The sequence below is a fragment of the Pseudomonas sp. FP597 genome (genome assembly GCF_030687435.1).
In the GTDB taxonomy this organism is placed as follows: Bacteria; Pseudomonadota; Gammaproteobacteria; order Pseudomonadales; family Pseudomonadaceae; genus Aquipseudomonas; species Aquipseudomonas lactucae.
On the sequence record NZ_CP117432.1, the window covers coordinates 1,770,789 to 1,795,548 of the forward strand.

A 24,760-nucleotide genomic window follows, 5' to 3' on the forward strand; every position below is an offset into this window, starting at 1 on the left:
ACGGGTGGCGACGGGCTTTATACCGCGGGTGCCAGGCCAAGGGCGCAACCTGACAAAGTTGTAATCTAGCAGTCAGTTGGCTGGCAGCGACGTCATCTTAAAGTGCTGCACAAGCGGGTTACTTATATGGGGAGAATTTCGATGGCATTGCGTACACCTCTGTTGTTGGCCGGTTGCCTGTTGGCGTTGAGTGTCGATGCGATGGCCGACGCGACACATACCTATGCGTTCGGCCAGCCGGCAACGGCGGACAAGGCCACGCGCACGGTGGACGTCACGCTGCAGGATATTGCCTTTTCGCCCAAGTCGCTGGAGGTGAAGGCCGGTGAGACCGTTCGCTTTGTATTGGTCAACAAGGGCCAGCTACTGCACGAATTCAACCTCGGTGACGCGGCGATGCACGCCGAACACCAGAAGGAAATGTTACAGATGCAGGCCAGCGGCATGCTCACCTCCACGGGGATGGGCAAGATGGACCACAGCGCCATGAGTCATGGTGATAGGGGCCATGGTGATATGGGCGGCATGAAACACGATGACCCTAACAGTGTACTGGTCGAGCCTGGTAAAACCGCCGAACTGACCTGGACCTTCACTCAGGCCACGGGCCTGGAGTTCGCCTGCAACCTGCCCGGGCATTACCAGGCGGGTATGGTCGGCAAGCTGACCGTTGAGTGAGGTGCCGCTTAAGAGCTCAGGCAAAGGCTGGTAGACTGGCGCGGTTTATTTAGCCAGGTTTCCGCCATGCATCCCGCAGCCGAACATTCGCCGCTGGGCAAGTCCAGTGAATACATCAGCACCTACACGCCTTCGTTGCTGTTCCCGATCCCTCGCGCGGCCAAGTGGGCCGAGCTTGGCCTGAGCGCCGAGACCCTGCCTTACAAAGGCGTGGATTTCTGGAACTGCTTCGAATTGTCCTGGCTGCTGCCGTCGGGCAAGCCGGTGGTGGCGATCGGTGAGTTCAGCATCCCGGCCGACTCGCCGAATATCATCGAGTCCAAGTCGTTCAAGCTGTACCTCAACTCGCTGAACCAGACCGTGTTTGCCGATATCGAAGGCCTGGAAGCGACCCTGCGCACGGACCTCAGTGCCGCTGCCGGCAAGCCGGTGAGTGTGCGTATCCGCAGCCTGGCCGAGATCGAAGCCGAAGGGGTGATGGCGCTGCCGGGTGTGTGTATCGACGACCTGGACATCAACGTCAGCGGTTACGAGCACCCGCGTCCGGAGCTGTTGCGCTGCGATGATTCGCGCGTGCTGGAGGAGAGCGTGCACAGCCACCTGCTCAAGTCCAACTGCCCGGTGACCAGCCAGCCCGACTGGGGCAGCGTGGTGGTGGAGTACCGTGGTTCGGCACTGGATCACGCCAGTTTGCTGGAATACCTGGTGAGCTTTCGCCAGCATTCGGATTTTCATGAGCAATGTGTGGAGCGCATCTTCCTGGACTTGCAGCGCCTGCTGAAGCCGGAAAAATTGACGGTGTATGCGCGCTATGTGCGCCGGGGTGGGTTGGATATCAACCCGTATCGCAGTACTGAGGATGTAGCGTTCCAGAACGTGCGCCTGGCGCGCCAATAAGCCTTCACACACAACCAAAATGTGGGAGGGGGCTTGCTCCCGATTACGGATATTCAGACACAGATGTTGTGACTGACACTCCGCTATCGGGGGCAAGCCCCCTCCCACATTTGGTTCTGTATCCGGCTTAGGCTTGGGTTAAATGCCGATGTTGCCCAAGGTAATCACAATATTGCGCAGTGTCCCGGCAATGCCAGGATGATCCAGTTCAAAACCTTCCACTGCCCGGTTCACATCGTCAGCGATGCTGGGTGTCTGGGTGGCCGGTTCCATTTTCAGCTGTACTTCGAACTTGGCGATCAATTCTTCCAGCGCTTCACGTTTTTCTTCAGACAGCAGCGGTTTCTGTTCCAACTGCCCGCGCAGGATCTCGACCTGTTCTTCCAGTTTTTTGCGATCAGGCATGACATTCTTCCTTTTATCGATAGGCACTGGCATAGACCGCGACACGCCGTGAAAGGTCTATGGACTGACCTGTAGATTAATCCACGGGCGCCGACTGTGCATGATCTCGATCAGGGCTTCTCGCCTTTGAGCCGGCGCAGGCTGATGTCGGCCAGACAGGTGCCGAGCTCGCCAAGGTGATCGATCACCGAGTGGACCCCCAAGCCATACAGCGCCACGGTGGCCTTGCCGCGCTTGTGCTCGCGCTCCTTGTCGCTCAGGGCCTGCCATTGTTCGGGCGCGAGGCCGCACAGCGAACCGCAGGAGGCCAGGCCGATGGTCCACAGCCCGGCGTTCAGGCCTGATTGCAGCAAGCGTGGCTCACCGCTGACCAATACGCAGCCTTCCAGGCGTTCGATGTTCAGTTCCATCAAGGCTTGCCAGCACGCATGGGGCGCAGGCCAGCGGATGGAGGAGGGCGAGGCGGCCTTGAGCCAGTTGGGCAGGGAGGCGGCCAGAGGGGTGGTGACCGAGGCGGGCAGCTCATCCAGCCAGGCGCAGGGCACACCTTGGTCCTTGAGGCTGCGCAGGCTTTTCAGCGCGCCTGGGGTGACGTGGGAGTCGGGGGATGCTGAGTCGGTGCGCGCCTGGGAACCAAAGTCGACCAGGCAACCACTCAGGCCAAACAGTACGGCGGTCAAGGCGGGGCCGTCGGCGACGGCGGTCTCTGCTTGAGGCATGTGAGCATCCCTGAAATAGCTCTGACGCTATCGGTGCAGAATGACAAGGGGATGACAGTCGCGTTAATTGTAGGAATTTTGTCCATTTTCCGTATGACTCTTCTTGGTTGCTGCCTAATTGGAGACTTCCGTCATATACTGACGGCCTTATTCAGGGCATAGCGCCCATGACAGATCATTCAAGGAGCATAAAGCTATGCGCTGGAGCCACTACTTCGCTCAGCTGTCGGTGTGTGCCACTGTCCTGTTGGCCCCGTTCGCCGCCCAGGCCGCATCGGAAGATGACCCATGGGAAAGCGTCAACCGTCCGATCTTCACGTTCAACGACACCGTTGATACCTACGCCCTCAAGCCATTGGCCCAAGGGTATGAGTGGATCACGCCGCAATTTGTCGAAGACGGTATCCACAACTTCTTCCGCAATATCGGCGATGTCGGCAACCTGGCCAATAATGTGCTGCAACTCAAGCCGCACAACGCAGGCGTTGATACGGCGCGTTTGTTGGTCAACACCACCTTCGGCGTGCTGGGCTTCATTGATGTCGGCACCAAAATGGGGCTGCAACGCAGCGATGAAGACTTCGGTCAGACCCTGGGTTACTGGGGTGTGGGCAGCGGTCCCTACGTGATGCTGCCTTTGCTGGGCCCGAGCACACTGCGTGATGCACCGTCCAAATACGTCGACAGCTACACGCAACCGTATCGCTACATGAACGATATCGGCTGGCGCAACAGCACCATGGGCCTGAACATCGTCGACACCCGTGCCAGCTTGCTCGACAGTGAGAAGCTGATCACCGGCGACAAGTACACCTTCATCCGTAACGCCTACCTGCAGAACCGCGAGTTCAAGGTCAAGGATGGCAAGGTCGTCGACGACTTTTAAGCTGTGATGTTTTGAAACGAAATAAGGCGACCCCTGGAGGTCGCCTTTTTTGTGTGCGGGTTTCAGCGCATTTTCAGGATCTTCAGACCAAGCTGCTGCTCGTCCCCTGCGGTTTTAGCCCACACCACTTGCGTGTCCGCCTCCAGGCCCGCGAGCGCAGCGTGCTCCGAATCAATGCGCACGGTCAGCAGGTCACCCACAGTGAACTGGCGAGGCGCCTGTACCTGCATGCCAGAGCTGGAAAGGTCTACGCAAACCCCCGCAATCTCTTGCCCAGCGTGAATCAGTGACACATCGGCATCCACTTTCATGCGGATGAAATCACGTTTTTCAGCATAGTCGCGCTCTTGCTGGCTCATCGGTTCCGTCCTTACTTTGTGTTGTGGTTGTGCCTGTTCTTATAACTCCCGGTGATTTGCGGTGTAAAGACGCTCGGCGACCATCGGCATGAGCTTGAAACGCCTGTCGGATGGGAGTACCGTCTGCGCCTTAGAAGGGCACCTCTGCTTTACAGTTGTGCGTGGGCAAAACGCCTATGCTTTGTAGGACAGAGAGGCTAGAAAGCGAATCCAGTACGTGAGCCCGGTCATTGCCGAGCCACCTACGCCAACCTAATTCTGGCGCCGTTTGCCCACATGCAAAAAACCAGTGCCACGCTGCTGATAATCGATGACGACGAAGTAGTGCGCGCGAGCCTCGCGGCCTATTTGGAAGACAGCGGCTTCAGCGTATTGCAGGCCAGCAATGGTCAACAGGGTCTCCAGGTATTCGAGCGCGACCAGCCCGACCTCGTGATCTGCGACCTGCGCATGCCCCAGATGGGCGGCCTTGAGCTGATCCGCCAGGTGACCGAGCTTGCCCCGCAGACGCCAGTGATTGTCGTGTCCGGTGCCGGGGTCATGAACGATGCCGTCGAGGCCCTGCGCCTGGGCGCCGCCGACTACCTGATCAAGCCCCTCGAAGACCTCGCGGTACTGGAGCACTCGGTGCGCCGTGCCCTGGATCGTGCACGCCTTTTGGTCGAGAACCAGCGCTACCGCGAAAAGCTCGAAACGGCCAACCGCGAACTCGAAGCCAGCCTCAACTTGCTCCAGGAAGACCAGAACGCCGGTCGCCAGGTGCAGATGAACATGCTGCCGGTCAGCCCCTGGACCATCGACGAGTTCCAGTTCGCGCACCAGATCATCCCGTCGCTGTATCTGTCGGGAGATTTTGTCGACTACTTCCGTGTGGATGAGCGGCGCGTAGCGTTCTACCTGGCCGATGTCTCCGGGCATGGCGCGTCCTCCGCCTTTGTCACCGTGCTGTTGAAGTTCATGACCACACGGCTGCTGTTCGAATCCAAGCGCAATGGCACCTTGCCGGAGTTCACCCCGTCGCAAGTGCTGGGCCACATCAACCGGGGCCTGATCAGCTGCAAGCTGGGCAAGCACGTGACGATGGTCGGCGGCGTGATCGATGAAGAAACCGGTCTTTTGACCTACAGTATTGGCGGTCACCTGCCGATGCCTGTTTTATACACTCCTGACAGTGTGCGTTACCTGGAAGGGCGTGGCCTACCGGTCGGCTTGTTCAATGAAGCCACTTACGAAGACCACATCCTGGAGTTGCCGCCGACGTTCAGTCTCACGCTGATGTCCGACGGCATTCTGGACCTTTTGCCGGAACCTACACTCAAAGAGAAAGAAGCCGCCTTGCCCCAACGGGTCAAGTCGGCGGGCGGCAGCCTGGATGGCCTGCGGCAGGTTTTTGGATTGGCCACGCTGGGGGAGATGCCGGATGATATCGCCCTACTGGTGTTGAGCAGGAATCTTTGATGAGTACCGGAAGAATCCAGTTCGCCGAGCAAGACGGGACCTTTGTCCTGAAGTTTGTCGGTGAAGTGCGCCTGACCTTGTGTTCGGCGCTGGATGCGACGATTGAGCGGATCTTCACTGCGCTGAATTTCTCGGCGATCGTGATCGATCTGACCGAAACCCGCAGCATCGATAGCACCACCCTTGGTTTGCTGGCCAAGTTGTCCATTCTGTCGCGGCAGAAGGTCGGCCTGTTGCCTACCGTCGTCACCACCCACGAAGACATCACGCGTCTGCTGCAGTCCATGGGCTTCGACCAGGTGTTCAACATCGTTGACCGCCCGATCCCGTGCCCGGAATGCCTGACCGACCTGCCGTCCCAGGACCAGTCCGAGGAAGTGGTGCGGGTCAAGGTGCTGGAAGCGCACAAGATCCTCATGGGCCTCAACGAGTCCAACCGCGAAGCCTTCCACGACCTCGTCAACGCCCTCGAGCGCCACTGACGTCCTTCCTGTCGAAACACATCCCACAGTTGGAGTCTGCTCGGCTTGAGACCGGCGAAGACACAAAAAAGGGCGGCACCCTCACAGGTGCCGCCCTTTTTGCTGCTATCTGCCCTTACAGCTTGGCCGACAACAACGCCTCCAGCTTCTCCTGGTCCCGAGCAAACTGACGAATCCCCTCCGCCAGTTTCTCCGTCGCCATCGCGTCCTCGTTGGACTCCCAACGGAACTGCGCTTCAGTCATATGCACCCGCGCTTCACCGGCATGCCCTGGCGACAACTTGCGCTCCAGCTTGCCTTCATCGGCCGCCAGTTTCTCCAGCAGGTCCGGGCTGATGGTCAGGCGATCACAGCCGGCCAACTCTTCGATCTGGCTCAGGTTGCGGAAACTCGCACCCATCACCACGGTCTTGTAGCCGTTGGCCTTGTAGTAGTTGTAGATGCGCGTCACCGACTGTACGCCAGGATCATCGGAACCGGTGTAGTCGTTGCCGTTGGCCTTTTTGTACCAGTCATAGATACGGCCCACGAACGGCGAAATCAGGAACACGCCGGCTTCTGCGCAGGCCACGGCCTGAGCGAAGGAGAACAACAGCGTCAGGTTGGTCTGGATGCCTTCTTTTTCCAGCTTCTCCGCCGCGCGGATGCCTTCCCAGGTGGAAGCGATCTTGATCAGTACACGGTCACGGCCAACACCGGCTTTTTCGTACAGGTCGATCAGACGGTGCGCACGCTTGAGAATCGCGCCCTCATCGAACGACAGGCGGGCGTCCACCTCGGTGGAAATACGCCCCGGTACCACTTTGAGAATCTCTTGACCCACCGCCACCGCGAAACGGTCGCTGGCCAGGCCGACATCGCCGTTGCAGTCCTGCACACACTCGTCCAGCAGCTTGGCATAACCTGTGATCGACGCAGCTTTGAGCAGCAGGGAAGGGTTGGTGGTCGCATCCTGCGGCTTGAGCTTGGCGAGCGTTGAAAAATCGCCGGTATCGGCTACGACAGTGGTGAATTGCTTGAGTTGTTCCAGCTTGGAAGTCATGGGCGTGCTCTGTCCTATGGGTCTGGTGACATTACCCGAGCGTCGACAGGCGCTCAAGGCGCAAATGCGCTCGATCGTTTGCGCGGGCAATAAGCCTGAAAACAGCCGTTTGAGTGACCGGCCGTACTGCTCAATAGGAGGTCAAAACTGACCGCAGGTTCAACCCAACTGCCCGATGACAACTGGATCTAATGTGGGAGGGGGCTTGCCCCGATAGCAATGTATCAGTCGAGCCATAACCCACTGACCCGCAGCAAGCCAACCAGTTAACGCCCTTCCAACAAAGCCCCTGCCTGATCCAGCAATGCCAACGGATCCGCCGCCTTATGAATATCCACCGACAACAGCTGCCTGAACCTGCGCGCCCCTGGGAAACCGGTGCCCAGCCCCAGCACATGCCGAGTGATGTGATGCATCACGCCACCACTCGCCAGATGCTCAGCAATATAAGGCCGCAATTGCGCCAGTACCTGAGCCCGACCAACCACCGGCGCCTCACTCCCGAACAACCGCTGATCCACCTCCGCCAGCAGATACGGGTTGTGATAAGCCTCGCGCCCCAACATCACCCCATCAAACGTCTGCAAATGCTCCTGGCACTGTTCCAGCGTCTTGATCCCACCGTTAAGCACAATCTCCAACTCCGGAAAATCCCGCTTCAACTGCGCCGCCACGTCATAGCGCAACGGCGGAATATCGCGATTCTCCTTGGGCGACAACCCCTCCAGAATCGCAATCCGCGCATGCACCGTGAAACTGGTGCAACCGGCGTCCTTCACCGTCCCGACGAAATCACACAGCTCGGCATAACTGTCACGACCGTTGATGCCGATACGATGCTTCACCGTTACTGGAATCGACACCGCATCGCGCATGGCCTTCACGCAATCGGCCACCAGGGCAGGGTGCGCCATCAGGATCGCGCCAATCATGTTGTTCTGCACACGGTCGCTGGGGCAGCCGACGTTCAGGTTCACTTCGTCATAACCGGCGGCTTCGGCCATGCGCGCACACGCGGCCAGGTCGGCGGGGACACTGCCACCCAATTGGAGGGCCAGAGGGTGCTCGGCTTCGTTGTGGCGCAGGAAGCGTTCGTGGTCGCCGTGGAGGATCGCGCCGGTGGTGACCATCTCGGTGTAGAGCAGGGCGTGTTTGGACAGCAGGCGTAGGAAGAACCGGCAGTGGCGGTCGGTCCAGTCCATCATGGGCGCAACGCTAAAGCGCCGAGACAGCGCGGAGCTTGATTCTGTTGGGCTAAGGCTCTGTTTATCTAGCATTTTCTTCAACGTGTTCTGGGCGGTATTTCGGGCGTTTTCAGGCGTTTTTGAGGGCTCGGTGGTACGATGTACCACTTCAAAACTGACGCGTACCACTTTCGATATGGCGACTATCAGGGCTAGAAAACTGGCGGATGGGACGGTGAGCTACACGGCTCAGATCCGCATCAAGCGCGACGGAGTGCAAGTCTACCAAGAGAGCCAGACCTTCGCCCGAAAACAGGCCGCCCAGGCCTGGGCGCGTAAGCGCGGGGCAGAGCTGGATGAACCAGGTGCGATCGAGCGAGCGAGCCGCAAGGGTGTCACTGTCAAAGAGATGATCGACCAATACCTGCTGGAGGTAGGGAAGGCCCGGCCGTTGGGCAAAACCAAGAAGGGCACTCTCACCGCCATCGGCGAAACGGACTTTGGCAAGTTGAACGATACCGATATTAACCCTCAGTGCCTGGTCGACTTCGCTCTGTGGAGAATGAGCCGAGAGGGTGGTGGGGTTCAGCCGCAAACAGCCGGCAACGACTTGGCGCATCTCGGTGCTGTTCTATCGATCGCCAAAGACGCATGGGGCTACCAGGTCGATCCGCTGGCTATGGGAGGCGCCCGTCGAGTGCTGCGCAAGCTGGGCTATAACCTGAAAAGCCGGGAGCGTGATCGCCGGCCGACGTTGGACGAGCTGGGAAAGGTGCTGAAGCACTACCAAGACATGCAGGTGAGACGCCCGACAGTCACCAATATGTTGAAGGTCGTGGGCTTCGCTCTGTTCTCCACGCGGCGCCTGGATGAAATAACCCGTATTCGCTGGGCGGACCTCGACGAGGCTGGCCAGCGGGTGCTGGTGCGTGACATGAAAAACCCCGGGCAGAAGATCGGCAACGACGTTTGGTGTTATTTGCCGGACGAGGCGTGGCACATCCTTCAGACAATGCCCAAGGCAGGCGACGACATCTTCCCCTACAGCCCTGAATCAATCTCTACATCCTGGGCGAAAGCGTGCAAGTTCCTAGAAATTGCGGATCTGCACTTCCATGACCTACGCCATGAAGGCATCAGCCGCCTGTTTGAAATGGACTGGGACATCCCACGTGTGGCGAGCGTATCCGGCCACCGGGATTGGAACTCGATGCGGCGATACACCCACCTGCGCGGCAAGGGTGACCGATATGTGGGCTGGGAATGGCATGAAAAGATATTGAGGGCGCCCGTCCAACTGGGCGCCGCATCAATGAAGTGGCTCAAAAGGCGTGTTTTAACCCGTTGAGCTGGTTGTGCTCTTTAACTGCGGCTGCGCGCTGCAGGTCCAGGTACGCAGCCAGGTCGGTGAGGTGAATGCCCTTGGCAGACTTCTGGCTCGGCTCCAGGCGGGTGATGGGCAGCTTGATCTGGCCGCTCATCACTTTGCGCTGGAACATCTCCGGCGTCAGATGCGTGAAATAATCCCGACACACCAACTCCAGCGAGATAATCGCCTGGCCCTCGTATTGGGCCATCAGGATAAACGCTGTATTCATGATGAATCCCTCACATCCAAAACGATTGATGGATGAATGCCGGTTGAGCCTTATGCTCTGCGGGTTTTGCTCCATCACCCTGTATCTCGCAAACGAACCTGTGTCGTTCCCGGTTGGGCGCAGTCAACGACTCTGTAAGTCGTGGCAGGACCTCAATGCATTGTTCGTAGGCGTAAGGGCCATCCCAGCTATCGGCTTTCACCACCTGGCAATTCGTCCGGGTCGCATCCGTGCATAGGTAAAGTAGAAGGGACACGATCATCCGCTAACCTCCCATGAGCATGCATGTAAGCGCGTTGGGCTGGCCGTCGGGAGTCAGCTTGTCGAGCGGTTTGGTGATGGTGGAACCGGTCGTCGCACGCACGGTGGCAACGTTTCCATCGATCTCTACGATCACGCCCGTACACGCGCTGAGACGGTATTCCCGACCTCCACCGGTCATAGCGACGTAACTGACCTTGTCGCCGACAGCCAGCGGGGTTGTGGTAGCCTCTGCGGTGCCGCCTTTGGGTTGATTCACTTGCATGGTGCTTCTCCTTTGGGTGGTCGGTGTCGAGGGGTTGCAGCCCCTCGGCACCACCTTCTTACTGGCTTTCGCCGATTGGGTTTTGCTTGCGCACCAGGTGCACAAGCACGTTTTCAAGCGCGGCAACTTCTTCGGTTGCTGATTGCCACAGCAGGACTGCCTCGATCTGTTCCCTGCTGCACTCAAGCACCAAAATTTCAAAATCAGTTGCCGCACGAACTTCCAAAATTTCGATCAGACCGTCAGGTGCATAGGCCTCGGCATGAATGCCTTTTGAGCTCTCGCCGAACCAAGCCTTAAGCTCTGTCAAATGCCTGAGCCGGTTTGTGGCGCCGTTTTGTCCTTCACCGGTGATGACTTGTACGTGCATGGTGCTTCTCCTTTGGGTAGTGACAGACGTTGCAGCGCCTGACGGGTAAAGCTGTTGATGTGTCAGGCCTGGAAGTGCCAGCACTTGACGATGGGTTGCTTGGTTATTACCGCGTTGGTTTTACTGGCCTGGTGAGCCCGTACCGCGCTGTCGGTCGCCTTGTTAACGTCAAGCAGCTTCCGCGAGCGGGAGTCTTTCAGGCGCTCGCGCAGCTCGCTGACGTCGGCGATTTTTTGCCGGTTTTCTGCAGCGCATTTCACGAAGTCGTTGAGGTTGATGGCGATGACGTGGTCTTTCTTGCTGTGGTTGACCACCGGGCCATCGGCGTCGAGGCCTTCCAGGTATTCGTAAACTTCCCAGAATTCAGCCACTACCGGATGGTCGGAGCTGATCGAGGCCTGGCGTTCGATTGCCATGCGGATGATCTGCGAGCGGGTATGCTCGACCTGTGCGTCGGTGAGCTGCACCACCATGCACAGGCAGTCCAGCAGGGTGAGCATTTGGGCGTGGTTCTTGTTGATCCGCTCCACACGGATGTAGCCGCGCAGCTTGTTGCCGCAATGGCTACATTCGCTGTGCTCGTCTTTAAATGGGGTGTCGCAGGCAAAGCAGTGGGAGTGCAGATTGCGTAACTTCGCCTCGTAGCCCGCTATCCGCTGGCTGAACAGCTCCATCACCTCCAGCTCTTTACGCACGGCCTGCAACACAAAGTTGCTGAGTCTCGAACCTTCCAGCGCATTGAGTCGATCTGCCGCCGCACGGCTTTCAGCGGTGACGTTCGGTCGGACAAAGTGCAGCTTTACGATCCGGGTCATAATCGCTTCTGACGCCACCACAGGGGCGTTCTGGCTGATGGCGATGGTGCCGCGAAACGGTGGTTCGTAGGTTTCGTTACCGGCGGTTTTTACACCCTTGGTCGCCAGGGTGCCGCCGCCGTAGTAATCCTTGAGTTCGTCCCATTCGAAGGTTTTGGCGTGAGCCTTGTCGTCGCCGCTGCGGTCTGATTCCAGAAGCACGATGGGCATGCCGGATACCTGGCCCATCAAGCGGCTGCGGCCGGCCTTGGTGGATTTGGACGGGTCGAACCCTTCGTATCCGTCGCGGCCTGCGAGTTTCCACAGCAGAGTGAGCAGCGTGGTCTTGCCGGCGCCGGCCTCACCTGTGGCCTCAAGGAAAGGAAACGACTGATACCGGCCGCGGATCTGTTCGGCGAACAGCGAGCCAAACCAGAAGGTCAACGCCACGATGCCCTGGGCGCCAAAGCACTGCCACAGAAGCCCTAGCCACTGGTCATCGTATTTTTTGCCATCCTTTTCCAGATCGATTTTCACACCCTTTTGCAGAGTCTTGAGCTTCAACTTGCCCATCTCAAAAAACTCCTCCTCGTTGATGTGGATCACCTGGCCTTCGCGGATGGCGACGTCGTTGAACACGTAGCAGTGGTATTCCTTGCTGTAGCCCACATAGTCGATGGTCTGAACGGTCTTTATGCCGAAAAGCTGGTCTTTCATGAGTTTGTCCAATTGCTGTCCACTGCCGGTGAACACGGCTCCGGCACCCATGCCGAGAAGTCTCTTTTTGAATTCGCTAGCGGCGGCGACCTGGCCGCCAGTGAAGGTGTTTTTCACGGAACCGCCGTCGTGAGGGAAGTCCACGCGGAAGAAGTACCAGGATTCGTCTGTAATCTCGTTGCGCTGGAAATAGAGGGCTTTCGGGTAACAGTTGGCGATCTCTACGACGCAGCCGGCGACGTTCAGCGCCTTCTCCCGAAGCTGCTTTTCGCTGAGTGTTTGGGCTTCGTGGCCGTCGCTTTTTTCAAGGGCCTGTTTGGCGCTGTTGTATTTCGCAAGGTCCAATTTCCACCAGTACAGGCGAGAGTCGAAACAGAAGTGAAATTCCTCCCGTTCCCGCCACTGGTACATCAGCAACGCCTTATCGCTGGCACTTTCTGCGATCAGCAGGGCACCCTGATGGCGGGCTTCTTTCAGGTCCGTTTCTATGCGATCAGCACGGACTTTTTCATCGTCGATAAATGCCCAGCGTTGATGCAGATCGTTCCAGTCAACCTTGCGGGCGTCAGGCTGTGATATCTGGGCTGCGTCGCAGGTGTAGCCAAGTTCACGGGCACGGTTGACCCACATACGGGTGTACTTGTGAGCGCCTGGCTCGTTGTCCAGAGCCCAAACCAACTTGGGAGTTTTGCCGCCGCGAGCGCTGATCAGGGCCTTCAGTGATTCCTCTGGAAAGGCGTTCGAAGAAAGGGCAGCAACCGCAGAGATACCGTTTTGAATGAGCGCGATGGCGTCGAAGATGCCTTCAACGATCCACAGCTCTTCCACGTCAAGTAGATCCAGGCACGGCGGGCACCACCAGTGCCCCCTGTAACTCTTGAGGGGTTGGAAGCGGGCCTTCTTCTTACCGAAGCGCGACGGTTGGTCAATCAAGCGCTCCCAGTACCCACCATGCTCCAGCGGAAAGCGCACGGTGGCAGAGCCAATATTCAGGTCGCGATCAAAGTAGCTTTCTTGGGTGTACCAGCCCTCTATCAGCTCAACGCGCAAACCTCGGGCAAACGTCAGGTACGCTTTTGCACTGGCGGCAGGCTCGTCACGGGTGGCCGGTGCACGCTTGCTCCAGTCGTCGAAAAGATCCGGGTAAAGCTCTTTGGTAGGGGACATGTACCGGCAATTTTTCTCGCGGCCACAGCGAATGAACCAGGGTTCATCGTGGCGCGAAAACAAACGTTTCTGATTGCACTGCGGGCATGTGCCCTTGCGCATGTAGTGCGTGCCTTTCATGTGCTGAAGGCCGTAATCAGACTCCAGGCGCTGAAGCACGTCAGCGCGGATCTTGTCTTCCATGGGCTTTCGAATCACTGCAGATGCTCCGCGACCGTAACAACGAGCTGTTTTTTCAGCTCGCTGCGCGTCTTGCAGATGCCTGCCAGGTAGGGCAAGTCCTCAAGCACCTTCGGCGCCCGCTGACCAGTTGGCACATTCCGGTAGCGGTCGGAGTACCAAATATCAGCCATCGTGACTTCGTACTGACTGGTCAACCACAACAGGTAGTGCTGCGCCTGTTGTTCGTCCAGCTCCAGTTTTATGGTGATTTTGCTCATTTCGGCCACCAGTAAGTTGCAAATTTCCCCTACCCACGCGGTGCGGGCATCAAACAGGGAGGGTTTTGGATTAGTGCGGGAGGTTGCGAGTCAGCAGCAGACGTGTGGGGAGCAAGCGCGCTGAAACGGGATGTCGCTGTTGGGTGCAGTTGTCGAGCAACAAGATCACCGGGCGGAAGGGGCCGCTGGTGGGATGAATGCCCAGCCAGGCCACACGCTTGCAGGTCATGCTTTCGAACTCGGCCACCGCCAGTTCAGCAATGCGATGCACCAGGTACTGAGGGACTTCAAGTGAGAGCGTCAGGTAGCGTACGCAGTTGTCGAGCAACTGAGTGTCACCGGCAAGATGCTCGCAGCGATGACGGTAGAGGTAAGCCACCGCTGCTTGCTGCATTGCCGCACGGTAATCGCTGGCAGGGTTGGTAGTCAGGGTAATGGCTTTCATACGGTTGTGGCCTCCATTTCCAACTGGTCCAACAGATCGGGCTGATCGTTGGCGGTTTTCATTGCCTGGCGACGAATGACAACGTCAGCTACCGGCAGCTGTACAGCCGGGTTTGGCATGCCGCTGGGGCTCAGTTCGTGGGTCATTTGAAATTCAGCACGCACCGCCCAGCCGCAGGCCTCGTTGGTGCATTGCATGTAGGTAATACGTAGAAAAATGTGTTGGCCTTCGCTGGTGCGGATGCGCATGCGGCAGTGGCAGTGGGGGCAGACCAGTTTGTAAGTACTCACTAGACAGCTCCCTGGCTGTAGAGCTGAATGGTCGCGAAAACCTCGGCATACCGGGCCGACATGTAGGTGATCAAGGCTCCGATGATCGCATCGGCTTCACGCTTTTCGATCACACCGTCATCCAGAGCCGCAGACATGATCTGGTCGACTTTGCCCCGCTGAGCCGAGGCCTTGAGCGAGCGGCTGTATAGCTCCACGTTGTCCAGGCTTTCCGGGACGCTCAGTGGTACGAACATGCCGCCGTACATTGAAGCGATGTAGTCAGCCAGGAATGTTGTACCGGCGACCTGCTCCAAGCGGTGAATGTGTTCATCGGTCAGCGGGCGGCTGCCAGCGTTCTCGTAGGCTTGGTTGTCGAACTTCTTTAGAGGCATGCCGAGGTCTGCCGAGGCATACGACCGACCGCCAGGGTAGGCGCCGATGACGGCCATAACGACGCTCTTTCTGCTGTCTAGAACTGGGCGTTTCATCTTCTGGTTTCCCCTTGGAGCCAGAGGCCCTAGTTTGTGATCACGCCGTCTTTCTTAATGCCGAGTAAAACGGCGGCGCGATGAGCCTCACCGCGCAGGCACTTTTTCTGCCCGTTCAGTACTGCGTAGACGGTTGAAGGATGAAGGTCGTACTGGAGGGCAAAGTCCTTTACAGACATGCCTTTCATTTCCAGACGAGTTCTAGCTGCCTGGCATGCTTGCTCGGGTGCATAGGTGGCGTGCATAGTTCGGATTCGTGTGATTTCGCGTAATGGTGTGATGATATTGGTTCAAATATTTGAACCTGTCAATGTTTGAGGTTCAAAAATATGACCATCAGCGTTCGGCTGAAGGAAGAGAGGGCGCGCCTGAAGCTAAGTCAGACTGATTTAGGGGCGGTAGGCGGGGTCGGAAAAACCACTCAAATAAACTACGAAAAGGGAGTCGGCAGCCCGGACGCGACGTACCTTGCTGCCGTCGCACAGCTGGGGATGGATATTTTGTATGTAGTCACCGGGGAGCGTAAGCCGACGCCGACCGATAGCATCAGTGCCGATGCTGCGGAATTGTTGAAGGCCTACGAGTGCGTCAGTGAAGATGACCGCCAAGTGTTGCTGCGTATGGCTTCAGCATTTGCCAAGGTCGCAGGTTTCGGTTAACTCGCGTTTGATACGAGTCGTCATTAAATAATCGGAAGCATCACGCCGACCACGAAGGTCGGTTTTTTCATGGAAGGTAAAGGAGAAAAGGAATGGCTTTGAAGCCTTGTAGATCCTGCAAACACACAGTGGATACCTCCGCAAAAAACTGTCCCAGCTGTGGGATTAAAAATCCAGGACTGACCACGGGTCAGAAAGTATTCAGGCTGGTGACACTACTGCTCATCATCGTTGTGGTCGTTTCGATGTGTTCGATAGCGAGTAATGATAGCCCTCCTGAAAAGGCTACGAAGCAAAGCTCCCCAACGACTGTTTTGCCGCCCGCCTACTCAATCACCAAAGACGATTTTCGGGAAGGTAGACCACGTAAAGTCGAGGTCATGCTCCCTAATCGTTTAAACGAGGCAGAACTGGCTGAAGTGGCAAAAGCCATTCGTGCAAATACTAAAATCAAGGCAGACCAAACCTTCATTGGGTTTCGCGTTGAAGGGCAATCCGAAAGGACCTACTGGGCAAACGCTAGTTTTGATCCCGACTATAAAGCCTCACTTATTGGTTTGAGCCTGCCGGATTACCAGACCCTGAAAGCGCTTGACCTGAAGGCGTACCCAAACAGGATTGGGAGCTGGTTGCGGGACGGTTCAACGGGTTATGTGATGGTGTTGTACAAGCAGGATGACAAGTACCTGATCGACTCCATATTCCCCAGTGGCGGGAAAAACACAGTGAAATACGTCTCTAAAAAACTGGCGGATGGTGGGCTGCGTCTCGACGATCCCGAGAGCGACTTCAACGAGCATTACGTTGTTGACGCTAAGGGCAACTTGCAAGGCTGGGGTGAGAACGGGGTGTACATGACGCTGCCCCCTTTCAAACCCGCACAATGAAGCAATAAAACACACTTTTTTCTTGCCATCCGATGACACAGGAAAACGTGATGGAAATTAGCTGTTCTCCGGGGAAACTTTAATGGCGCCATGTGGGCGCCGAGTCCCCGTTGCGTGTGAAAGGAGTATTCGCATGATGGAGAACAGCGGTGTATCGGAAGGCCAAGTGCAAGTCGTAGATGCGAACTGCCTTAGCGATCAGGAAGTGATGTTGCTGGCGATGTTCAGGACAATCAGCCACCAGCGTCAGAAAGATGTGCTGCGACTGTTGGAGGTTTTCACCCAGGCACCTGAGTAAGTTGCGAGCAGGCCCCGGACAAGTTCCGGGGTTTATACTTGCTTGTCGGCCTGAGCCTTTTTCCACTCCCGATCCACCGCCCGCTTGGCGGTCTTTTCACTGGCATATAGCCAACGCAACCGCCTCGGCTTCGACTGATCTCCCGCCGTAACGGTCTTTTCCTTCTCGGTTTTATGGTCGCGGTAGTACGCGATGATCCCCGTGTAATCGCCCTTATTTTCTTCAGCCAAGTCCTCGACATTGTCCTCTGGCAATTTGCTTTCCAAATCCAAGCTCACGGTGTAGCCGCCGTCTGCGGTCAAACTGTGCTCCACGTTTCCGCCATACCAGATGATCTCGTCGATTTCCGCCTTCACCCCTTGGAGCGTGTACGTCAGCTCGGGGATCAGGTCCGGCCGGCCCATAGCCAGGGTGTAGCTGAGCGTGGCGCTACCGCGTTGCAGGCGCCGAAACTCTGCACGGGCGGCGCGCAATGCTGATTGCTGGTCGCTGTAGGTATGGCGCAGGTCTTTGAGATTCTCGCCGCCGCCGGCAATGGCCTCCTGTTTCTTGGCGCTGTTCACGTCGTAGTAATACGCGCGCACACCGTCGTAGCTGTCGCGGTCGGCTTGGAGGTAGCGGTGCTGATCGCCGTCGGCGCGGATGAGAGTGATGTGCGGCAGGTCCATGCCGCTGGCGGTCTTGCCGCCGCCCGCAGGCAGGCACAGCAGGCATCCGGCTTTGACGCTGGCCACCGCGTCGAACTCTTCGCCCAGGCGGCTGATCAGGTTGGCGTCTGACTCATTGGCCTGGTCGAGCTGCAGAATGGGCAACCCATCAAGTGCCCCGGCGACGGTGGCCGTCAGACCGTTACCAATGGCGATATCGCCCAGCACGTCGCCGAGCGTGGTGTTGCTCCAGCTACGTTCCCGTTTGGTTTTCAGGCCCTTGCGCAGGTCGGCCGAGCGGGCGCGGATGCTGAGGACGTCCGGAGCGCCGCTGTGTTCGGTTTCGTCCACGGTGTAGGTGCCTTTGTCCACCAGGCCCGTGTCGCTCCACCCCAACCACAAACGAAGTACTGCCCCCTTTGGCGGTATCGACAACAGGCCGTCGTGGTCGCTCAGTGTGATTGTGAGCTGGTCGGCCTCCACACCACGATTGTCGGTGAGCCCCAAGGTCATCAACCGCGGGCTTATCAGGTGGGCGATGTCGTTACCGTCCACAGAAAGACGGAAGGCCGGCACGGGATAGGCTGCGTCCCTGACGAACCGTTCGGCTGTGTCCTTGAGGAACCCTGTGACCTTGGAAAGCGCGGCGTCAATCACAGCAGCCCTCTCAGAATGTTCAGGCCGGTGCTGGTAGCAGCGCCGAGCAGGTCGATACGGTCATCATCGGTACGTTTCAGGTTCAGGGTGAACTCAATACGTCGTGGCGTGCCGTCGCGGAAAAACAGTGTTTTCGTCTCGCTCAGGCTTTCAATCACCCACAAACCATAAATCCGCCCGGTGCCCTCGACCATCGGCCAGGCCTTGCCGGTGTTCGCCATCAAACGCAGAGCGTCCAGGCTGAGAATGCTGCCGGCCAGTTCCGGCAGGAGGATGCCGGGGAGGGTGATGGTGTCGTCGCCACGGCCAACAAATTGCAGCGCAGGGGCCGCACCGACGCGACTGTTGCTCGCATGGCGCCAGTTGGTCTGGCGCTGCAGTTCTTGGTAGGCGAGGGTCGATAGGCTGAACACAAACATGCCGAGGCTGAGCATCATGGCGATTAATCCCGATCCGATAGCTTGCTGCGCTGACGGGCGCGTTTCTCGTTTTCAATTCTGCTGAGCATGGCGCGCAGGCTTTTTTCCATGGCTTGCATGTCCATACCAGGCGCTGCAGCGATGGTGATTTCGTAGGTGTCGTGGCTGTCGTATAGCGTTGATGCGCCCGCGCTGCTGATGGGGGGACGATCATCAACCGCCAACGCCGGCATGGCTGTCGCAGTGAGGTCCAGCGTGCCGGCGGCGGTCAGTTGTTTGCCCATGCTCGACAAGGCGTCGAGCGGCCCTTTCTGTCCACCCTCCAGACCCTTTGTCAGACCCTCCATGGTGAAACCGCCCAGCTCAGCGAACACCCGCGACGGGCTGTGAATGCCGAGCTTTTCCTTGAACCATCCAATGCTTGAATCGCCAATAGACCCGATAGCGTCTTTCACAGCGCCGAGGCCGGCGGTCAAGCCGTTGATCAGACCGTTGACGATCATGCTGCCGAACTCTGTGAATTTCCCTGGCAACTCCACGCCGAAGTAGCTCATCACCCCAGCGAAAGCTTGATAGAACAAGCCCAATGGGCTGAAGTTGATGATCAGTTGCGCAATACCCACGAGGCCCTGGTCAAAGCTGGCTTTGATGGTGGTCCAGATATTGACTACGCCGGTGGCGATCGAGCCGATGCCCTGTAGCAGAGTCATGATCATGCCGCCGATGGCTGAACCAAAGCGCTGGCCCATCGACTGCGCCGCGCCGCCGACGTCTTCGACCGGCGTCAAAAGGTTGCTGAACCAACCGATCACCGTGCTGATGCCGGTGGAGATCATGTTGAACAGAGGCCGGACGATGTTCCCAAGCAGTTGCAATGCATAACCTACGACCGGAATGGAGTACGCGGCCTTGGCCAGGCTGGCAAGCAACTCGCCGAACTTACTGAACCCACCAAGTACAGGTTGCAGGGCTTGGGTGAGCCCCTGCCAAAAACCGAGGAAGAACCCCTTGATCGGTTTCCAATATTTGTAGATCAGCACCGCAGCGGCGACCAGACCTGCAACAGCCGCGATCAACCACCCGACCGGGGTAGCGAGTATGGCCGCGCCTACGGAGCTGATTGCACCACTGAGCATTGGCAACACGCTGACTGCCGCAAGCCGCGCGGAACTTATCAGCGCTGGGATGACACTTGTTACACCTCCAGCGGCACGGCTGGCCGCTACCACCTTCCAGATGCGCCCCATCCGGCCGATCTCTACGCCAGCGCCTGCCGCCGCGATACGGGTGCCGATCAATTGAGCCTTGATACCGCCCAAGCGAATGCCAAACATCGCCATGCCATAACGCAGCACTGCGAAGGGGCCGAGCATGCTCGCCATGGTCAAGGCCAGCGTGCCGAAGACCATGGCTGCGGCCGCTACAGCCGCCACAACCTTGACCAGGCCGCCGGCCAGCTTCGGGTTTTCCCGTGCCCAGGCGCCGATCCTGTTTGCAATTTCACCTGCGGTTTTGATCAGGTCTTTCAACTCAGGTGCAACGGCAGCGCCGAATTCAGCCATGGCGTTGGTGAAGCTACCTTCAGCCGCTTCCATGACGTTCGTGAGGGTGCCGAGCTGTTCGTTGACGCGTGTACGCAGATCGGCCTGGGTTTGCAGCTTTTGCTGTACCTCCTGATAACCGGCCAGCCCCTTGTTCATCATGGTGTTCAAGGTGGTCAGCGTCTCAGCGTCATCCCCAAACAGCTTTTTGATGATGGCGTTGCGGTCGACGTCGTTGAAGGCTTTGAGCTTTTCCACCTGGGCATACAGGTTCTCCAACCCGGCAAAGTTGCCCTTGTCGTCGGTGAACTTGAAAGAGACGCCGGTGTTGCCCTTGGCTGCGATCTTGTTCGCGCTTTCTACGTGGTCGCCGTCCAGCCCAGCCTGGAAAATTTTGCGGAAAGCATTGCCGGCGGAACCACCCTCCATACCGGCCTGGTCCATCATGATCAGCAGCGGTGCCAGTTCCTTGGCCGCATCGATCCCTGACTTTTTGATGACGTCCATCACCGGTGCGATTTTGCTGAAGCCCTGGAGCATGTTGCCTGGGTCCACGCCTGCGTAGAAACCGCGCTGGATGGTGTCCATCAGACTCATCATGTCTTTTTCAGTGGTGCGGGTAGCATCTTGCATTTTGGCGGCGAACTCGGCCGCCTCAGTAGCTTCCATCTTCAACTGCACGCCGAGGTAGGCAGCAGCTTCACCGGTGCCTCCGAGGATGCTTTGCGCACTTATGCCCTGGCGCCGGAGCATCGTCATCATGTTCTGGAAGTCGGCAGTGGTGCCTGGCAGACGGTCGCCGAGCTTGGTGGCCAGGTCTGTGATCTTCTGAAAGTCTTCAGATACCTTGCCGGTGTCGCCCATCATCGACACCTTGAGCTGCGTGGCTGAGTCTTCGTTCGGGGCAAACGCTTTGATTGCCGATGCCACGGGTCGGCTGGCGGCGTATCCCGCTCCGAGGCCTGCGGCACCGGACACAGCCATGCTGCCGGCCAAGCTCTGGGTTTTATCGTAGGCTGCGCGCGCCTTGGCCAGGCTGTCCTGTTTGCGCTTCAGCGCATCCAGGCGATCCATCTGCTGTTTCATGGCCTGGGTGGCGTTGTCCATGTCGCGCTTGAGCTTCAGCTCTGAGGCGCCCAGGGCGTTGGTGTTGATGCCGGCAGTTTTAAGCTGTGCGCCCAGACTGGCGAGTTTCCCCTGCTGCTGGCCGTACTGCTCGCCCAAGCGTTTCGACTCGGCGGTGTGCTGTTTAAGCAGCGCGAGTTGATCCTTGAACGGTGTTTCCAGACGGCGGATTTCTTCGCGCAGGCTGGAATGGCCCGCGCGGCTGGTGCGCAGTTGTGCATTGTTGAGGGTGAAGCGGTCGGCCAAGGTTTTTTCCTTGGCTGCGAGCTGATCCAGTTGGACCTTGCGTTCCCGCTGGGCCGCTGTGAGGCGTGTGTATTCGTCACGCTGCTCGCGGGTCAGGGCGTTGCCCTTTTGCATCACAGCGTTGAGCGCGGCGATCTGGCTGGCGGATTGGCGGTGTTCATCGCCCATCAAGCCCAGGGCATTGCGTGTCCCGGTGAGTTCGCGCTTTAGGTCGGCCTGACTGGTTTTAAGCGTGTCGACCTTCTGCCGCGACTTCTCGAACAGCGCCTGGGTCGGTGCAAGCTGCTGACGGACTTTGGCGGTCTCGCGGGCGAGCTGGCCCACCTTGGCATTGTTGGCGGCGAGCGCTTCGGATGTCGCTCGGGCGGCGGCCTGCATGTCACGCCAGGCGCTGACGTCGCGTTGCTGGGTGTTGAGTTCTTTCAGGCGGTCACGGGCGGCCTTGAGGGCGCGGGCGGTTTCTTTGCTGCCGCCCGTGATTTTGTTCAGCGGACCTGTGGCCTTGTCGATGGCGCTGAGCAGCACCTGAAGTCTCAGATCATTCGCCATCGGTGGAACTCCGCACCCTGGCGCGCTCGCGCCAGTCCATCAGGTCTTGCAGGCCCAACTGATCCATATCAGCCGGTGCCCAGTGAAAAACCACGGCCAGATCGGCCATGGCGTCCTCTACGCGACGAGGGATGCATCCGTCTTCGCCGACTTCTGCAACAAAAAACCGGAGATTTTACTGCTCAGGGCCAGCAGGTCGGCCGGGTCCATGCCGGCGACTTCGACGACGGTGAGGCTTGGCGTGCTAATGCGCGGCAGAACCTTGATCAGGCTGGCGACATCCATCTGCAGCAGCTCTACCAGGCTCACGCCGCGCAACTCGCCGGAGTTCGGCTTGCGCAGGGTGATGCTGTCGATGCTGGTGGTCCCGCGACGGATCGGGGTATCGAGGATGACGGTGTTGTCGTCGGCCAGCTGCTGCACGTCAGGCTGTTCGGTGGTTTCGTTCTTCATTGGATTCGCTCCTGGTGATTAAAGGGTGATGATCGATCGAGGGGGTGGGTCAGATGCCCATGGCGGTGCGGTGCTTCTCCAGCATGTCCACACCGTTGACCTTCTCGACAAAGTTGAGCAGATCGATCTCGATGATTTCTTCGCCATCTACGGTCAGCTTGTAGTAGCTGCAGGTGGTGGTCATGGAGTGTTCAGTGTCCTCGCCGGGCTGGGCGTCGCCCATCTCGATGGTTTCGTGACGGCCACGCACAACCACTTCCACGTTGCTGACTTCGCCTGTGTCGTCTTGCTGGTAAGGACCAGAGAAGCGCAGGGCCACGCTGGACGCATTGACGGCGCCGAACTGACGCAGAGAGATCAGATCGATCCCGCCGGTCTTCCACTCGAACTGGATCCCGTCGTCTGAGAAACCGAGGTCTGCCTTGACCGGGCCGCTCATGCCGCCGCCGCGATAGGCTTCCATCTTGCGGCCCAGGGCGGGCAGGGTGACCGACTTCGCTACGCCGAGGTAACTGTTGCCGTCATTGAACAGGTTGAGGTTCTTGAGTTTGCGAGGCATTGCCATGGCGGTGTTCTCCGGGATACGTGTTCAGGGTGAACTCCCCTCGCGGGGAGGCCCGGTTTAGCTGTTGATGCCCTTGGCGAAGTCGATCAGGTAACGGTCGGTGATTCGCTGGCGGAAGGTGAGGTCTTCAAGTGGCGGCACGGGGGTGTAGTCGTAATCCACCCAGAGCTTGCCGTCCTTGAGGGTGTCTTTGGTGTTGATGTCGTCCGGGTACCAGCAGCTGCCGCCGATCAGGTAGCCCTGGGATTTCATCTCGCGCATTTTGGCGTTCACCCCTTCGACCAGGTCGCGCACCAGGGAGGCGTGCATGGGCCGGTCAATGGCCCACATGTGCGCCTCGGCCATGGTGTCAGCGAGGATCTGCGCCGTGCGGGTGTAGTTCTCGAAAGCGAACAACGGATCATCGCTGCAGGTGCGGCTACCCCAGAAGCGGAAGCCATTGGCGTTGATCAGCGTGGTGATTTCGTTGCTGTTGAGGTAGTTGGCGTCGGTGGCCGGGTTCTGCAGATCCCAGAACACGTCGGCGCTGATACCGGTCACGCCGCTGACGGCCACGTTGGACAGGGTTTTATGCCAGCCCGTTTCCTGATCGATCTTGGCGCGCAGGCCAAGGGCACGGGCAACTGCCGAGGCGGTCGCGGTCTTGTTGGCGACGGTGTCCCAGTTCAAGAAGTCTGGCCAGATCACCATGACTTCGCGAGCGCCGAAGTTCTCGCGGTACGCCACCACTTCTTCCTTGGTTTTGCAGTTCCAGGCGCTGACGTAGGCGAAGGCGCGCAGGTCCTTGGCGATGGCGACCAGGGCGGTGGCGACCGGCTGACTGTCCAAGCCAGGCACACCGAGAATACGCGGCGTGAGACCGAGGCGCGCCTTGGCGGCGAGCAGGGCTTTCATGCCCGTGTACTGACCGGTCGGAGTGGTGCCGCCGATCAGGGCGCTGGTAGTGGCCGCTTCGTCGGCACCTTCCTTGACCCGTACCACGATGACGTAGGGCTTGGTCTGGTCGGCGATGCCTTGCAGGCTCGCAGCCAGGGTGCCCTTGACGCCGGCTTTACCGACGGCGGTTTGCACGTTGGTGATCAGGACGGGCGTGTCCAGGGGGAAAACGAGCGGGTCCGCATCTTCAGCCGTGCAAACCATGCCGATAACTGCGGTGGGAATAGTGCGAATGGGGCGGGTGCCGTCGTTGAGTTCGATGACCCGCACGCCGTGGAGATAATCGGCCATGGGTTGTGCCTGCGCTGTGATGGAATGACAGTGCACAGGCTGCCGCGCGCGCGCCGGTTGGGCGAGCGGCGTGGCTTGTAAGCGGGGTGGCTACAGGATCAAGTGGTGAATGTCCCGAAGTCGAATCACCCCGCGGTTACCGCCAGCCACCCAGGCGCTGCCGGTCGATGCTCGTTCAGAGGGAATTCGCCGGCTTCCGGCCAATCACGCAACTGCCGGCGATAGGCTTGCAGCTCGGCGTATTGGTCAGGCGTAAGGGAGGTTGGCGAACCATCCTCCAGTTCGTCGCGGTGCCGCGTTACGATGCTGTCCGTTGCAGCGAGCTGCAAGTCACGCCATGCGCGTTCCACCACTGCGAGTTCTTCCAGGGAAGGGGCAGGCGGATCGGCCAGGAACGGAAAACCATTCTCGGCCCAAGTGATCACCTTGCCCTCTCCTTGCCCTGTCAGCAGTGCGGCATGTTCTTCGTCGGTGATTTCCACCGCGTCATCCGGTATCGAATGATTAAAGGCCGGGTCATAAAAACCACATTTTGATTTTGACGCGAGCATAAAACTCTC

31 protein-coding genes are annotated in these 24,760 nt (G+C 58.5%); 9 read left to right on the top strand and 22 right to left on the bottom strand.

Going from position 1 to position 24,760, the window contains the following annotated elements; translation table 11 throughout:
* The first annotated feature begins 141 nt into the window (after positions 1 to 141).
* Together PSH66_RS08195 and queF are read left to right on the top strand one after the other, a co-directional pair.
* The gene (locus PSH66_RS08195) at positions 142 to 678 is read left to right on the top strand and encodes a plastocyanin/azurin family copper-binding protein (protein ID WP_042944350.1); all 537 of its coding nucleotides are present in this window, start codon (positions 142 to 144) and stop codon (positions 676 to 678) included.
* A 66-nt stretch (positions 679 to 744) separates the two neighbouring features.
* Positions 745 to 1,575 carry an NADPH-dependent 7-cyano-7-deazaguanine reductase QueF gene (queF, locus tag PSH66_RS08200; RefSeq protein ID WP_003172594.1) on the top strand — a complete coding sequence of 277 codons (831 nt, stop codon included), beginning with the start codon at positions 745 to 747 and terminating at the stop codon, positions 1,573 to 1,575.
* A 138-nt stretch (positions 1,576 to 1,713) separates the two neighbouring features.
* Here queF and PSH66_RS08205 read toward each other — a convergent pair whose 3' ends face one another.
* The gene (locus tag PSH66_RS08205; protein ID WP_141064532.1) at positions 1,714 to 1,980 is read right to left on the bottom strand and encodes a DUF4404 family protein; all 267 of its coding nucleotides are present in this window, start codon (positions 1,978 to 1,980) and stop codon (positions 1,714 to 1,716) included.
* A gap of 110 nt (positions 1,981 to 2,090) precedes the next feature.
* The gene (locus PSH66_RS08210) at positions 2,091 to 2,699 is read right to left on the bottom strand and encodes an HAD family phosphatase (protein WP_141064533.1); all 609 of its coding nucleotides are present in this window, start codon (positions 2,697 to 2,699) and stop codon (positions 2,091 to 2,093) included.
* Positions 2,700 to 2,895: 196 nt separating this feature from the next.
* Between PSH66_RS08210 and PSH66_RS08215 the strand changes: the two genes are divergently transcribed.
* Complete coding sequence (locus tag PSH66_RS08215) at positions 2,896 to 3,585, top strand: VacJ family lipoprotein (protein ID WP_003172597.1); 690 nt, start codon at positions 2,896 to 2,898, stop codon at positions 3,583 to 3,585.
* 62 nt (positions 3,586 to 3,647) lie between these two features.
* On the opposite strand, the gene PSH66_RS08220 is transcribed toward PSH66_RS08215, so the two are convergent.
* Positions 3,648 to 3,944, bottom strand: coding sequence for a PilZ domain-containing protein (locus PSH66_RS08220; protein ID WP_003172598.1), 297 nt, complete (start codon positions 3,942 to 3,944; stop codon positions 3,648 to 3,650).
* A 276-nt stretch (positions 3,945 to 4,220) separates the two neighbouring features.
* Between PSH66_RS08220 and rssB the strand changes: the two genes are divergently transcribed.
* Both rssB and rssC read left to right on the top strand, forming a co-directional pair.
* On the top strand, positions 4,221 to 5,402 hold the full coding sequence (rssB, locus tag PSH66_RS08225) for a two-component system response regulator RssB (RefSeq protein WP_003172599.1): 1,182 nt from the start codon (positions 4,221 to 4,223) through the stop codon (positions 5,400 to 5,402).
* Positions 5,402 to 5,884: an anti-sigma factor antagonist RssC gene (gene rssC / locus PSH66_RS08230; RefSeq protein WP_003172602.1), complete on the top strand. Its 483-nt coding sequence runs from the start codon at positions 5,402 to 5,404 to the stop codon at positions 5,882 to 5,884. The genes rssB and rssC overlap by 1 nt, the downstream gene beginning before the upstream one ends.
* A 115-nt stretch (positions 5,885 to 5,999) precedes the next feature.
* On the opposite strand, the gene tal is transcribed toward rssC, so the two are convergent.
* Both tal and dusA read right to left on the bottom strand, forming a co-directional pair.
* On the bottom strand, positions 6,000 to 6,926 hold the full coding sequence (gene tal / locus PSH66_RS08235) for a transaldolase (RefSeq protein ID WP_003172603.1): 927 nt from the start codon (positions 6,924 to 6,926) through the stop codon (positions 6,000 to 6,002).
* A gap of 266 nt (positions 6,927 to 7,192) precedes the next feature.
* Positions 7,193 to 8,203 carry a tRNA dihydrouridine(20/20a) synthase DusA gene (gene dusA, locus PSH66_RS08240; RefSeq protein WP_305428686.1) on the bottom strand — a complete coding sequence of 337 codons (1,011 nt, stop codon included), beginning with the start codon at positions 8,201 to 8,203 and terminating at the stop codon, positions 7,193 to 7,195.
* Positions 8,204 to 8,306: 103 nt separating this feature from the next.
* Between dusA and PSH66_RS08245 the strand changes: the two genes are divergently transcribed.
* Complete coding sequence (locus tag PSH66_RS08245; RefSeq protein WP_305429591.1) at positions 8,307 to 9,458, top strand: site-specific integrase; 1,152 nt, start codon at positions 8,307 to 8,309, stop codon at positions 9,456 to 9,458.
* Here the strand turns inward: PSH66_RS08245 and PSH66_RS08250 are convergent.
* The 9 genes from PSH66_RS08250 to PSH66_RS08290 form a co-directional block, all read right to left on the bottom strand.
* Positions 9,433 to 9,708 carry a pyocin activator PrtN family protein gene (locus tag PSH66_RS08250; protein ID WP_124416728.1) on the bottom strand — a complete coding sequence of 92 codons (276 nt, stop codon included), beginning with the start codon at positions 9,706 to 9,708 and terminating at the stop codon, positions 9,433 to 9,435. The genes PSH66_RS08245 and PSH66_RS08250 overlap by 26 nt on opposite strands.
* Positions 9,709 to 9,973: 265 nt before the next feature.
* A complete protein-coding gene (locus PSH66_RS08255) occupies positions 9,974 to 10,234 on the bottom strand; it encodes a hypothetical protein (protein ID WP_305428687.1) in 261 nt (86 codons plus the stop codon).
* Positions 10,235 to 10,292: 58 nt separating this feature from the next.
* A complete protein-coding gene (locus PSH66_RS08260) occupies positions 10,293 to 10,604 on the bottom strand; it encodes a hypothetical protein (RefSeq protein WP_305428689.1) in 312 nt (103 codons plus the stop codon).
* Between the two features lie 62 nt (positions 10,605 to 10,666).
* Entirely contained in the window at positions 10,667 to 13,465 is a 2,799-nt protein-coding gene (locus tag PSH66_RS08265) for a toprim domain-containing protein (protein WP_305428691.1), read from the bottom strand.
* A gap of 11 nt (positions 13,466 to 13,476) precedes the next feature.
* Complete coding sequence (locus PSH66_RS08270; RefSeq protein WP_305428692.1) at positions 13,477 to 13,722, bottom strand: hypothetical protein; 246 nt, start codon at positions 13,720 to 13,722, stop codon at positions 13,477 to 13,479.
* A gap of 70 nt (positions 13,723 to 13,792) precedes the next feature.
* Entirely contained in the window at positions 13,793 to 14,167 is a 375-nt protein-coding gene (locus tag PSH66_RS08275) for a hypothetical protein (protein WP_305428693.1), read from the bottom strand.
* Positions 14,164 to 14,457, bottom strand: a complete 294-nt coding sequence (locus PSH66_RS08280; RefSeq protein ID WP_305428694.1) for an ogr/Delta-like zinc finger family protein — start codon at positions 14,455 to 14,457, stop codon at positions 14,164 to 14,166. The genes PSH66_RS08275 and PSH66_RS08280 overlap by 4 nt, the downstream gene beginning before the upstream one ends.
* Positions 14,457 to 14,927, bottom strand: a complete 471-nt coding sequence (locus PSH66_RS08285; protein ID WP_305428696.1) for a YmfL family putative regulatory protein — start codon at positions 14,925 to 14,927, stop codon at positions 14,457 to 14,459. The genes PSH66_RS08280 and PSH66_RS08285 overlap by 1 nt, the downstream gene beginning before the upstream one ends.
* A 29-nt stretch (positions 14,928 to 14,956) precedes the next feature.
* Positions 14,957 to 15,172, bottom strand: a complete 216-nt coding sequence (locus PSH66_RS08290; protein ID WP_305428698.1) for a DNA-binding protein — start codon at positions 15,170 to 15,172, stop codon at positions 14,957 to 14,959.
* Positions 15,173 to 15,256: 84 nt separating this feature from the next.
* Between PSH66_RS08290 and PSH66_RS08295 the strand changes: the two genes are divergently transcribed.
* From PSH66_RS08295 to PSH66_RS08305, 3 genes are all read left to right on the top strand, one after another.
* Positions 15,257 to 15,586 (top strand): helix-turn-helix domain-containing protein, encoded by a 330-nt coding sequence (locus PSH66_RS08295; protein WP_305428700.1) that lies wholly within the window; start codon positions 15,257 to 15,259, stop codon positions 15,584 to 15,586.
* 92 nt (positions 15,587 to 15,678) lie between these two features.
* Entirely contained in the window at positions 15,679 to 16,473 is a 795-nt protein-coding gene (locus tag PSH66_RS08300; RefSeq protein WP_305428702.1) for a zinc ribbon domain-containing protein, read from the top strand.
* A 133-nt stretch (positions 16,474 to 16,606) separates the two neighbouring features.
* A complete protein-coding gene (locus PSH66_RS08305) occupies positions 16,607 to 16,771 on the top strand; it encodes a hypothetical protein (protein ID WP_305428704.1) in 165 nt (54 codons plus the stop codon).
* A gap of 32 nt (positions 16,772 to 16,803) precedes the next feature.
* Here the strand turns inward: PSH66_RS08305 and PSH66_RS08310 are convergent, their stop codons facing one another.
* The 8 genes from PSH66_RS08310 to PSH66_RS08345 all read right to left on the bottom strand — a co-directional run bounded on the left by PSH66_RS08310 (position 16,804) and on the right by PSH66_RS08345 (position 24,751).
* The gene (locus PSH66_RS08310) at positions 16,804 to 18,075 is read right to left on the bottom strand and encodes a phage late control D family protein (RefSeq protein ID WP_305428706.1); all 1,272 of its coding nucleotides are present in this window, start codon (positions 18,073 to 18,075) and stop codon (positions 16,804 to 16,806) included.
* Positions 18,072 to 18,512 (bottom strand): phage tail protein, encoded by a 441-nt coding sequence (locus tag PSH66_RS08315; RefSeq protein ID WP_305428708.1) that lies wholly within the window; start codon positions 18,510 to 18,512, stop codon positions 18,072 to 18,074. Before PSH66_RS08315 ends, PSH66_RS08310 begins: the two co-directional genes overlap by 4 nt.
* 5 nt (positions 18,513 to 18,517) lie before the next feature.
* Complete coding sequence (locus PSH66_RS08320) at positions 18,518 to 21,955, bottom strand: phage tail tape measure protein (RefSeq protein ID WP_305428710.1); 3,438 nt, start codon at positions 21,953 to 21,955, stop codon at positions 18,518 to 18,520.
* A complete protein-coding gene (locus tag PSH66_RS08325; RefSeq protein ID WP_080520579.1) occupies positions 21,945 to 22,064 on the bottom strand; it encodes a GpE family phage tail protein in 120 nt (39 codons plus the stop codon). The genes PSH66_RS08320 and PSH66_RS08325 overlap by 11 nt, the downstream gene beginning before the upstream one ends.
* Positions 22,065 to 22,072: 8 nt before the next feature.
* Positions 22,073 to 22,408: a phage tail assembly protein gene (locus PSH66_RS08330; protein WP_305428713.1), complete on the bottom strand. Its 336-nt coding sequence runs from the start codon at positions 22,406 to 22,408 to the stop codon at positions 22,073 to 22,075.
* A gap of 49 nt (positions 22,409 to 22,457) precedes the next feature.
* A complete protein-coding gene (locus tag PSH66_RS08335) occupies positions 22,458 to 22,973 on the bottom strand; it encodes a phage major tail tube protein (protein ID WP_305428715.1) in 516 nt (171 codons plus the stop codon).
* A 57-nt stretch (positions 22,974 to 23,030) separates the two neighbouring features.
* Positions 23,031 to 24,200 (bottom strand): phage tail sheath protein, encoded by a 1,170-nt coding sequence (locus tag PSH66_RS08340; RefSeq protein WP_305428717.1) that lies wholly within the window; start codon positions 24,198 to 24,200, stop codon positions 23,031 to 23,033.
* A 125-nt stretch (positions 24,201 to 24,325) separates the two neighbouring features.
* Entirely contained in the window at positions 24,326 to 24,751 is a 426-nt protein-coding gene (locus PSH66_RS08345) for a phage tail assembly chaperone (RefSeq protein ID WP_305428719.1), read from the bottom strand.
* Positions 24,752 to 24,760: the final 9 nt, after the last annotated feature.

What these genes read in the sequence shown, in the direction of transcription:
- PSH66_RS08195 (WP_042944350.1), top strand. Translation starts at nt 142, where the DNA reads ATGGCATTGCGTACACCTCTGTTGTTGGCCGGTTGCCTGTTGGCGTTG.
- queF (WP_003172594.1), top strand. Translation starts at nt 745, where the DNA reads ATGCATCCCGCAGCCGAACATTCGCCGCTGGGCAAGTCCAGTGAATAC.
- PSH66_RS08205 (WP_141064532.1), bottom strand. Translation starts at nt 1,980, where the DNA reads ATGCCTGATCGCAAAAAACTGGAAGAACAGGTCGAGATCCTGCGCGGG.
- PSH66_RS08210 (WP_141064533.1), bottom strand. Translation starts at nt 2,699, where the DNA reads ATGCCTCAAGCAGAGACCGCCGTCGCCGACGGCCCCGCCTTGACCGCC.
- PSH66_RS08215 (WP_003172597.1), top strand. Translation starts at nt 2,896, where the DNA reads ATGCGCTGGAGCCACTACTTCGCTCAGCTGTCGGTGTGTGCCACTGTC.
- PSH66_RS08220 (WP_003172598.1), bottom strand. Translation starts at nt 3,944, where the DNA reads ATGAGCCAGCAAGAGCGCGACTATGCTGAAAAACGTGATTTCATCCGC.
- rssB (WP_003172599.1), top strand. Translation starts at nt 4,221, where the DNA reads ATGCAAAAAACCAGTGCCACGCTGCTGATAATCGATGACGACGAAGTA.
- rssC (WP_003172602.1), top strand. Translation starts at nt 5,402, where the DNA reads ATGAGTACCGGAAGAATCCAGTTCGCCGAGCAAGACGGGACCTTTGTC.
- tal (WP_003172603.1), bottom strand. Translation starts at nt 6,926, where the DNA reads ATGACTTCCAAGCTGGAACAACTCAAGCAATTCACCACTGTCGTAGCC.
- dusA (WP_305428686.1), bottom strand. Translation starts at nt 8,203, where the DNA reads ATGCTAGATAAACAGAGCCTTAGCCCAACAGAATCAAGCTCCGCGCTG.
- PSH66_RS08245 (WP_305429591.1), top strand. Translation starts at nt 8,307, where the DNA reads ATGGCGACTATCAGGGCTAGAAAACTGGCGGATGGGACGGTGAGCTAC.
- PSH66_RS08250 (WP_124416728.1), bottom strand. Translation starts at nt 9,708, where the DNA reads ATGAATACAGCGTTTATCCTGATGGCCCAATACGAGGGCCAGGCGATT.
- PSH66_RS08255 (WP_305428687.1), bottom strand. Translation starts at nt 10,234, where the DNA reads ATGCAAGTGAATCAACCCAAAGGCGGCACCGCAGAGGCTACCACAACC.
- PSH66_RS08260 (WP_305428689.1), bottom strand. Translation starts at nt 10,604, where the DNA reads ATGCACGTACAAGTCATCACCGGTGAAGGACAAAACGGCGCCACAAAC.
- PSH66_RS08265 (WP_305428691.1), bottom strand. Translation starts at nt 13,465, where the DNA reads ATGGAAGACAAGATCCGCGCTGACGTGCTTCAGCGCCTGGAGTCTGAT.
- PSH66_RS08270 (WP_305428692.1), bottom strand. Translation starts at nt 13,722, where the DNA reads ATGAGCAAAATCACCATAAAACTGGAGCTGGACGAACAACAGGCGCAG.
- PSH66_RS08275 (WP_305428693.1), bottom strand. Translation starts at nt 14,167, where the DNA reads ATGAAAGCCATTACCCTGACTACCAACCCTGCCAGCGATTACCGTGCG.
- PSH66_RS08285 (WP_305428696.1), bottom strand. Translation starts at nt 14,927, where the DNA reads ATGAAACGCCCAGTTCTAGACAGCAGAAAGAGCGTCGTTATGGCCGTC.
- PSH66_RS08290 (WP_305428698.1), bottom strand. Translation starts at nt 15,172, where the DNA reads ATGCACGCCACCTATGCACCCGAGCAAGCATGCCAGGCAGCTAGAACT.
- PSH66_RS08295 (WP_305428700.1), top strand. Translation starts at nt 15,257, where the DNA reads ATGACCATCAGCGTTCGGCTGAAGGAAGAGAGGGCGCGCCTGAAGCTA.
- PSH66_RS08300 (WP_305428702.1), top strand. Translation starts at nt 15,679, where the DNA reads ATGGCTTTGAAGCCTTGTAGATCCTGCAAACACACAGTGGATACCTCC.
- PSH66_RS08305 (WP_305428704.1), top strand. Translation starts at nt 16,607, where the DNA reads ATGATGGAGAACAGCGGTGTATCGGAAGGCCAAGTGCAAGTCGTAGAT.
- PSH66_RS08315 (WP_305428708.1), bottom strand. Translation starts at nt 18,512, where the DNA reads ATGATGCTCAGCCTCGGCATGTTTGTGTTCAGCCTATCGACCCTCGCC.
- PSH66_RS08320 (WP_305428710.1), bottom strand. Translation starts at nt 21,955, where the DNA reads ATGGCGAATGATCTGAGACTTCAGGTGCTGCTCAGCGCCATCGACAAG.
- PSH66_RS08325 (WP_080520579.1), bottom strand. Translation starts at nt 22,064, where the DNA reads ATGGCCGATCTGGCCGTGGTTTTTCACTGGGCACCGGCTGATATGGAT.
- PSH66_RS08330 (WP_305428713.1), bottom strand. Translation starts at nt 22,408, where the DNA reads ATGAAGAACGAAACCACCGAACAGCCTGACGTGCAGCAGCTGGCCGAC.
- PSH66_RS08335 (WP_305428715.1), bottom strand. Translation starts at nt 22,973, where the DNA reads ATGGCAATGCCTCGCAAACTCAAGAACCTCAACCTGTTCAATGACGGC.
- PSH66_RS08340 (WP_305428717.1), bottom strand. Translation starts at nt 24,200, where the DNA reads ATGGCCGATTATCTCCACGGCGTGCGGGTCATCGAACTCAACGACGGC.
- PSH66_RS08345 (WP_305428719.1), bottom strand. Translation starts at nt 24,751, where the DNA reads ATGCTCGCGTCAAAATCAAAATGTGGTTTTTATGACCCGGCCTTTAAT.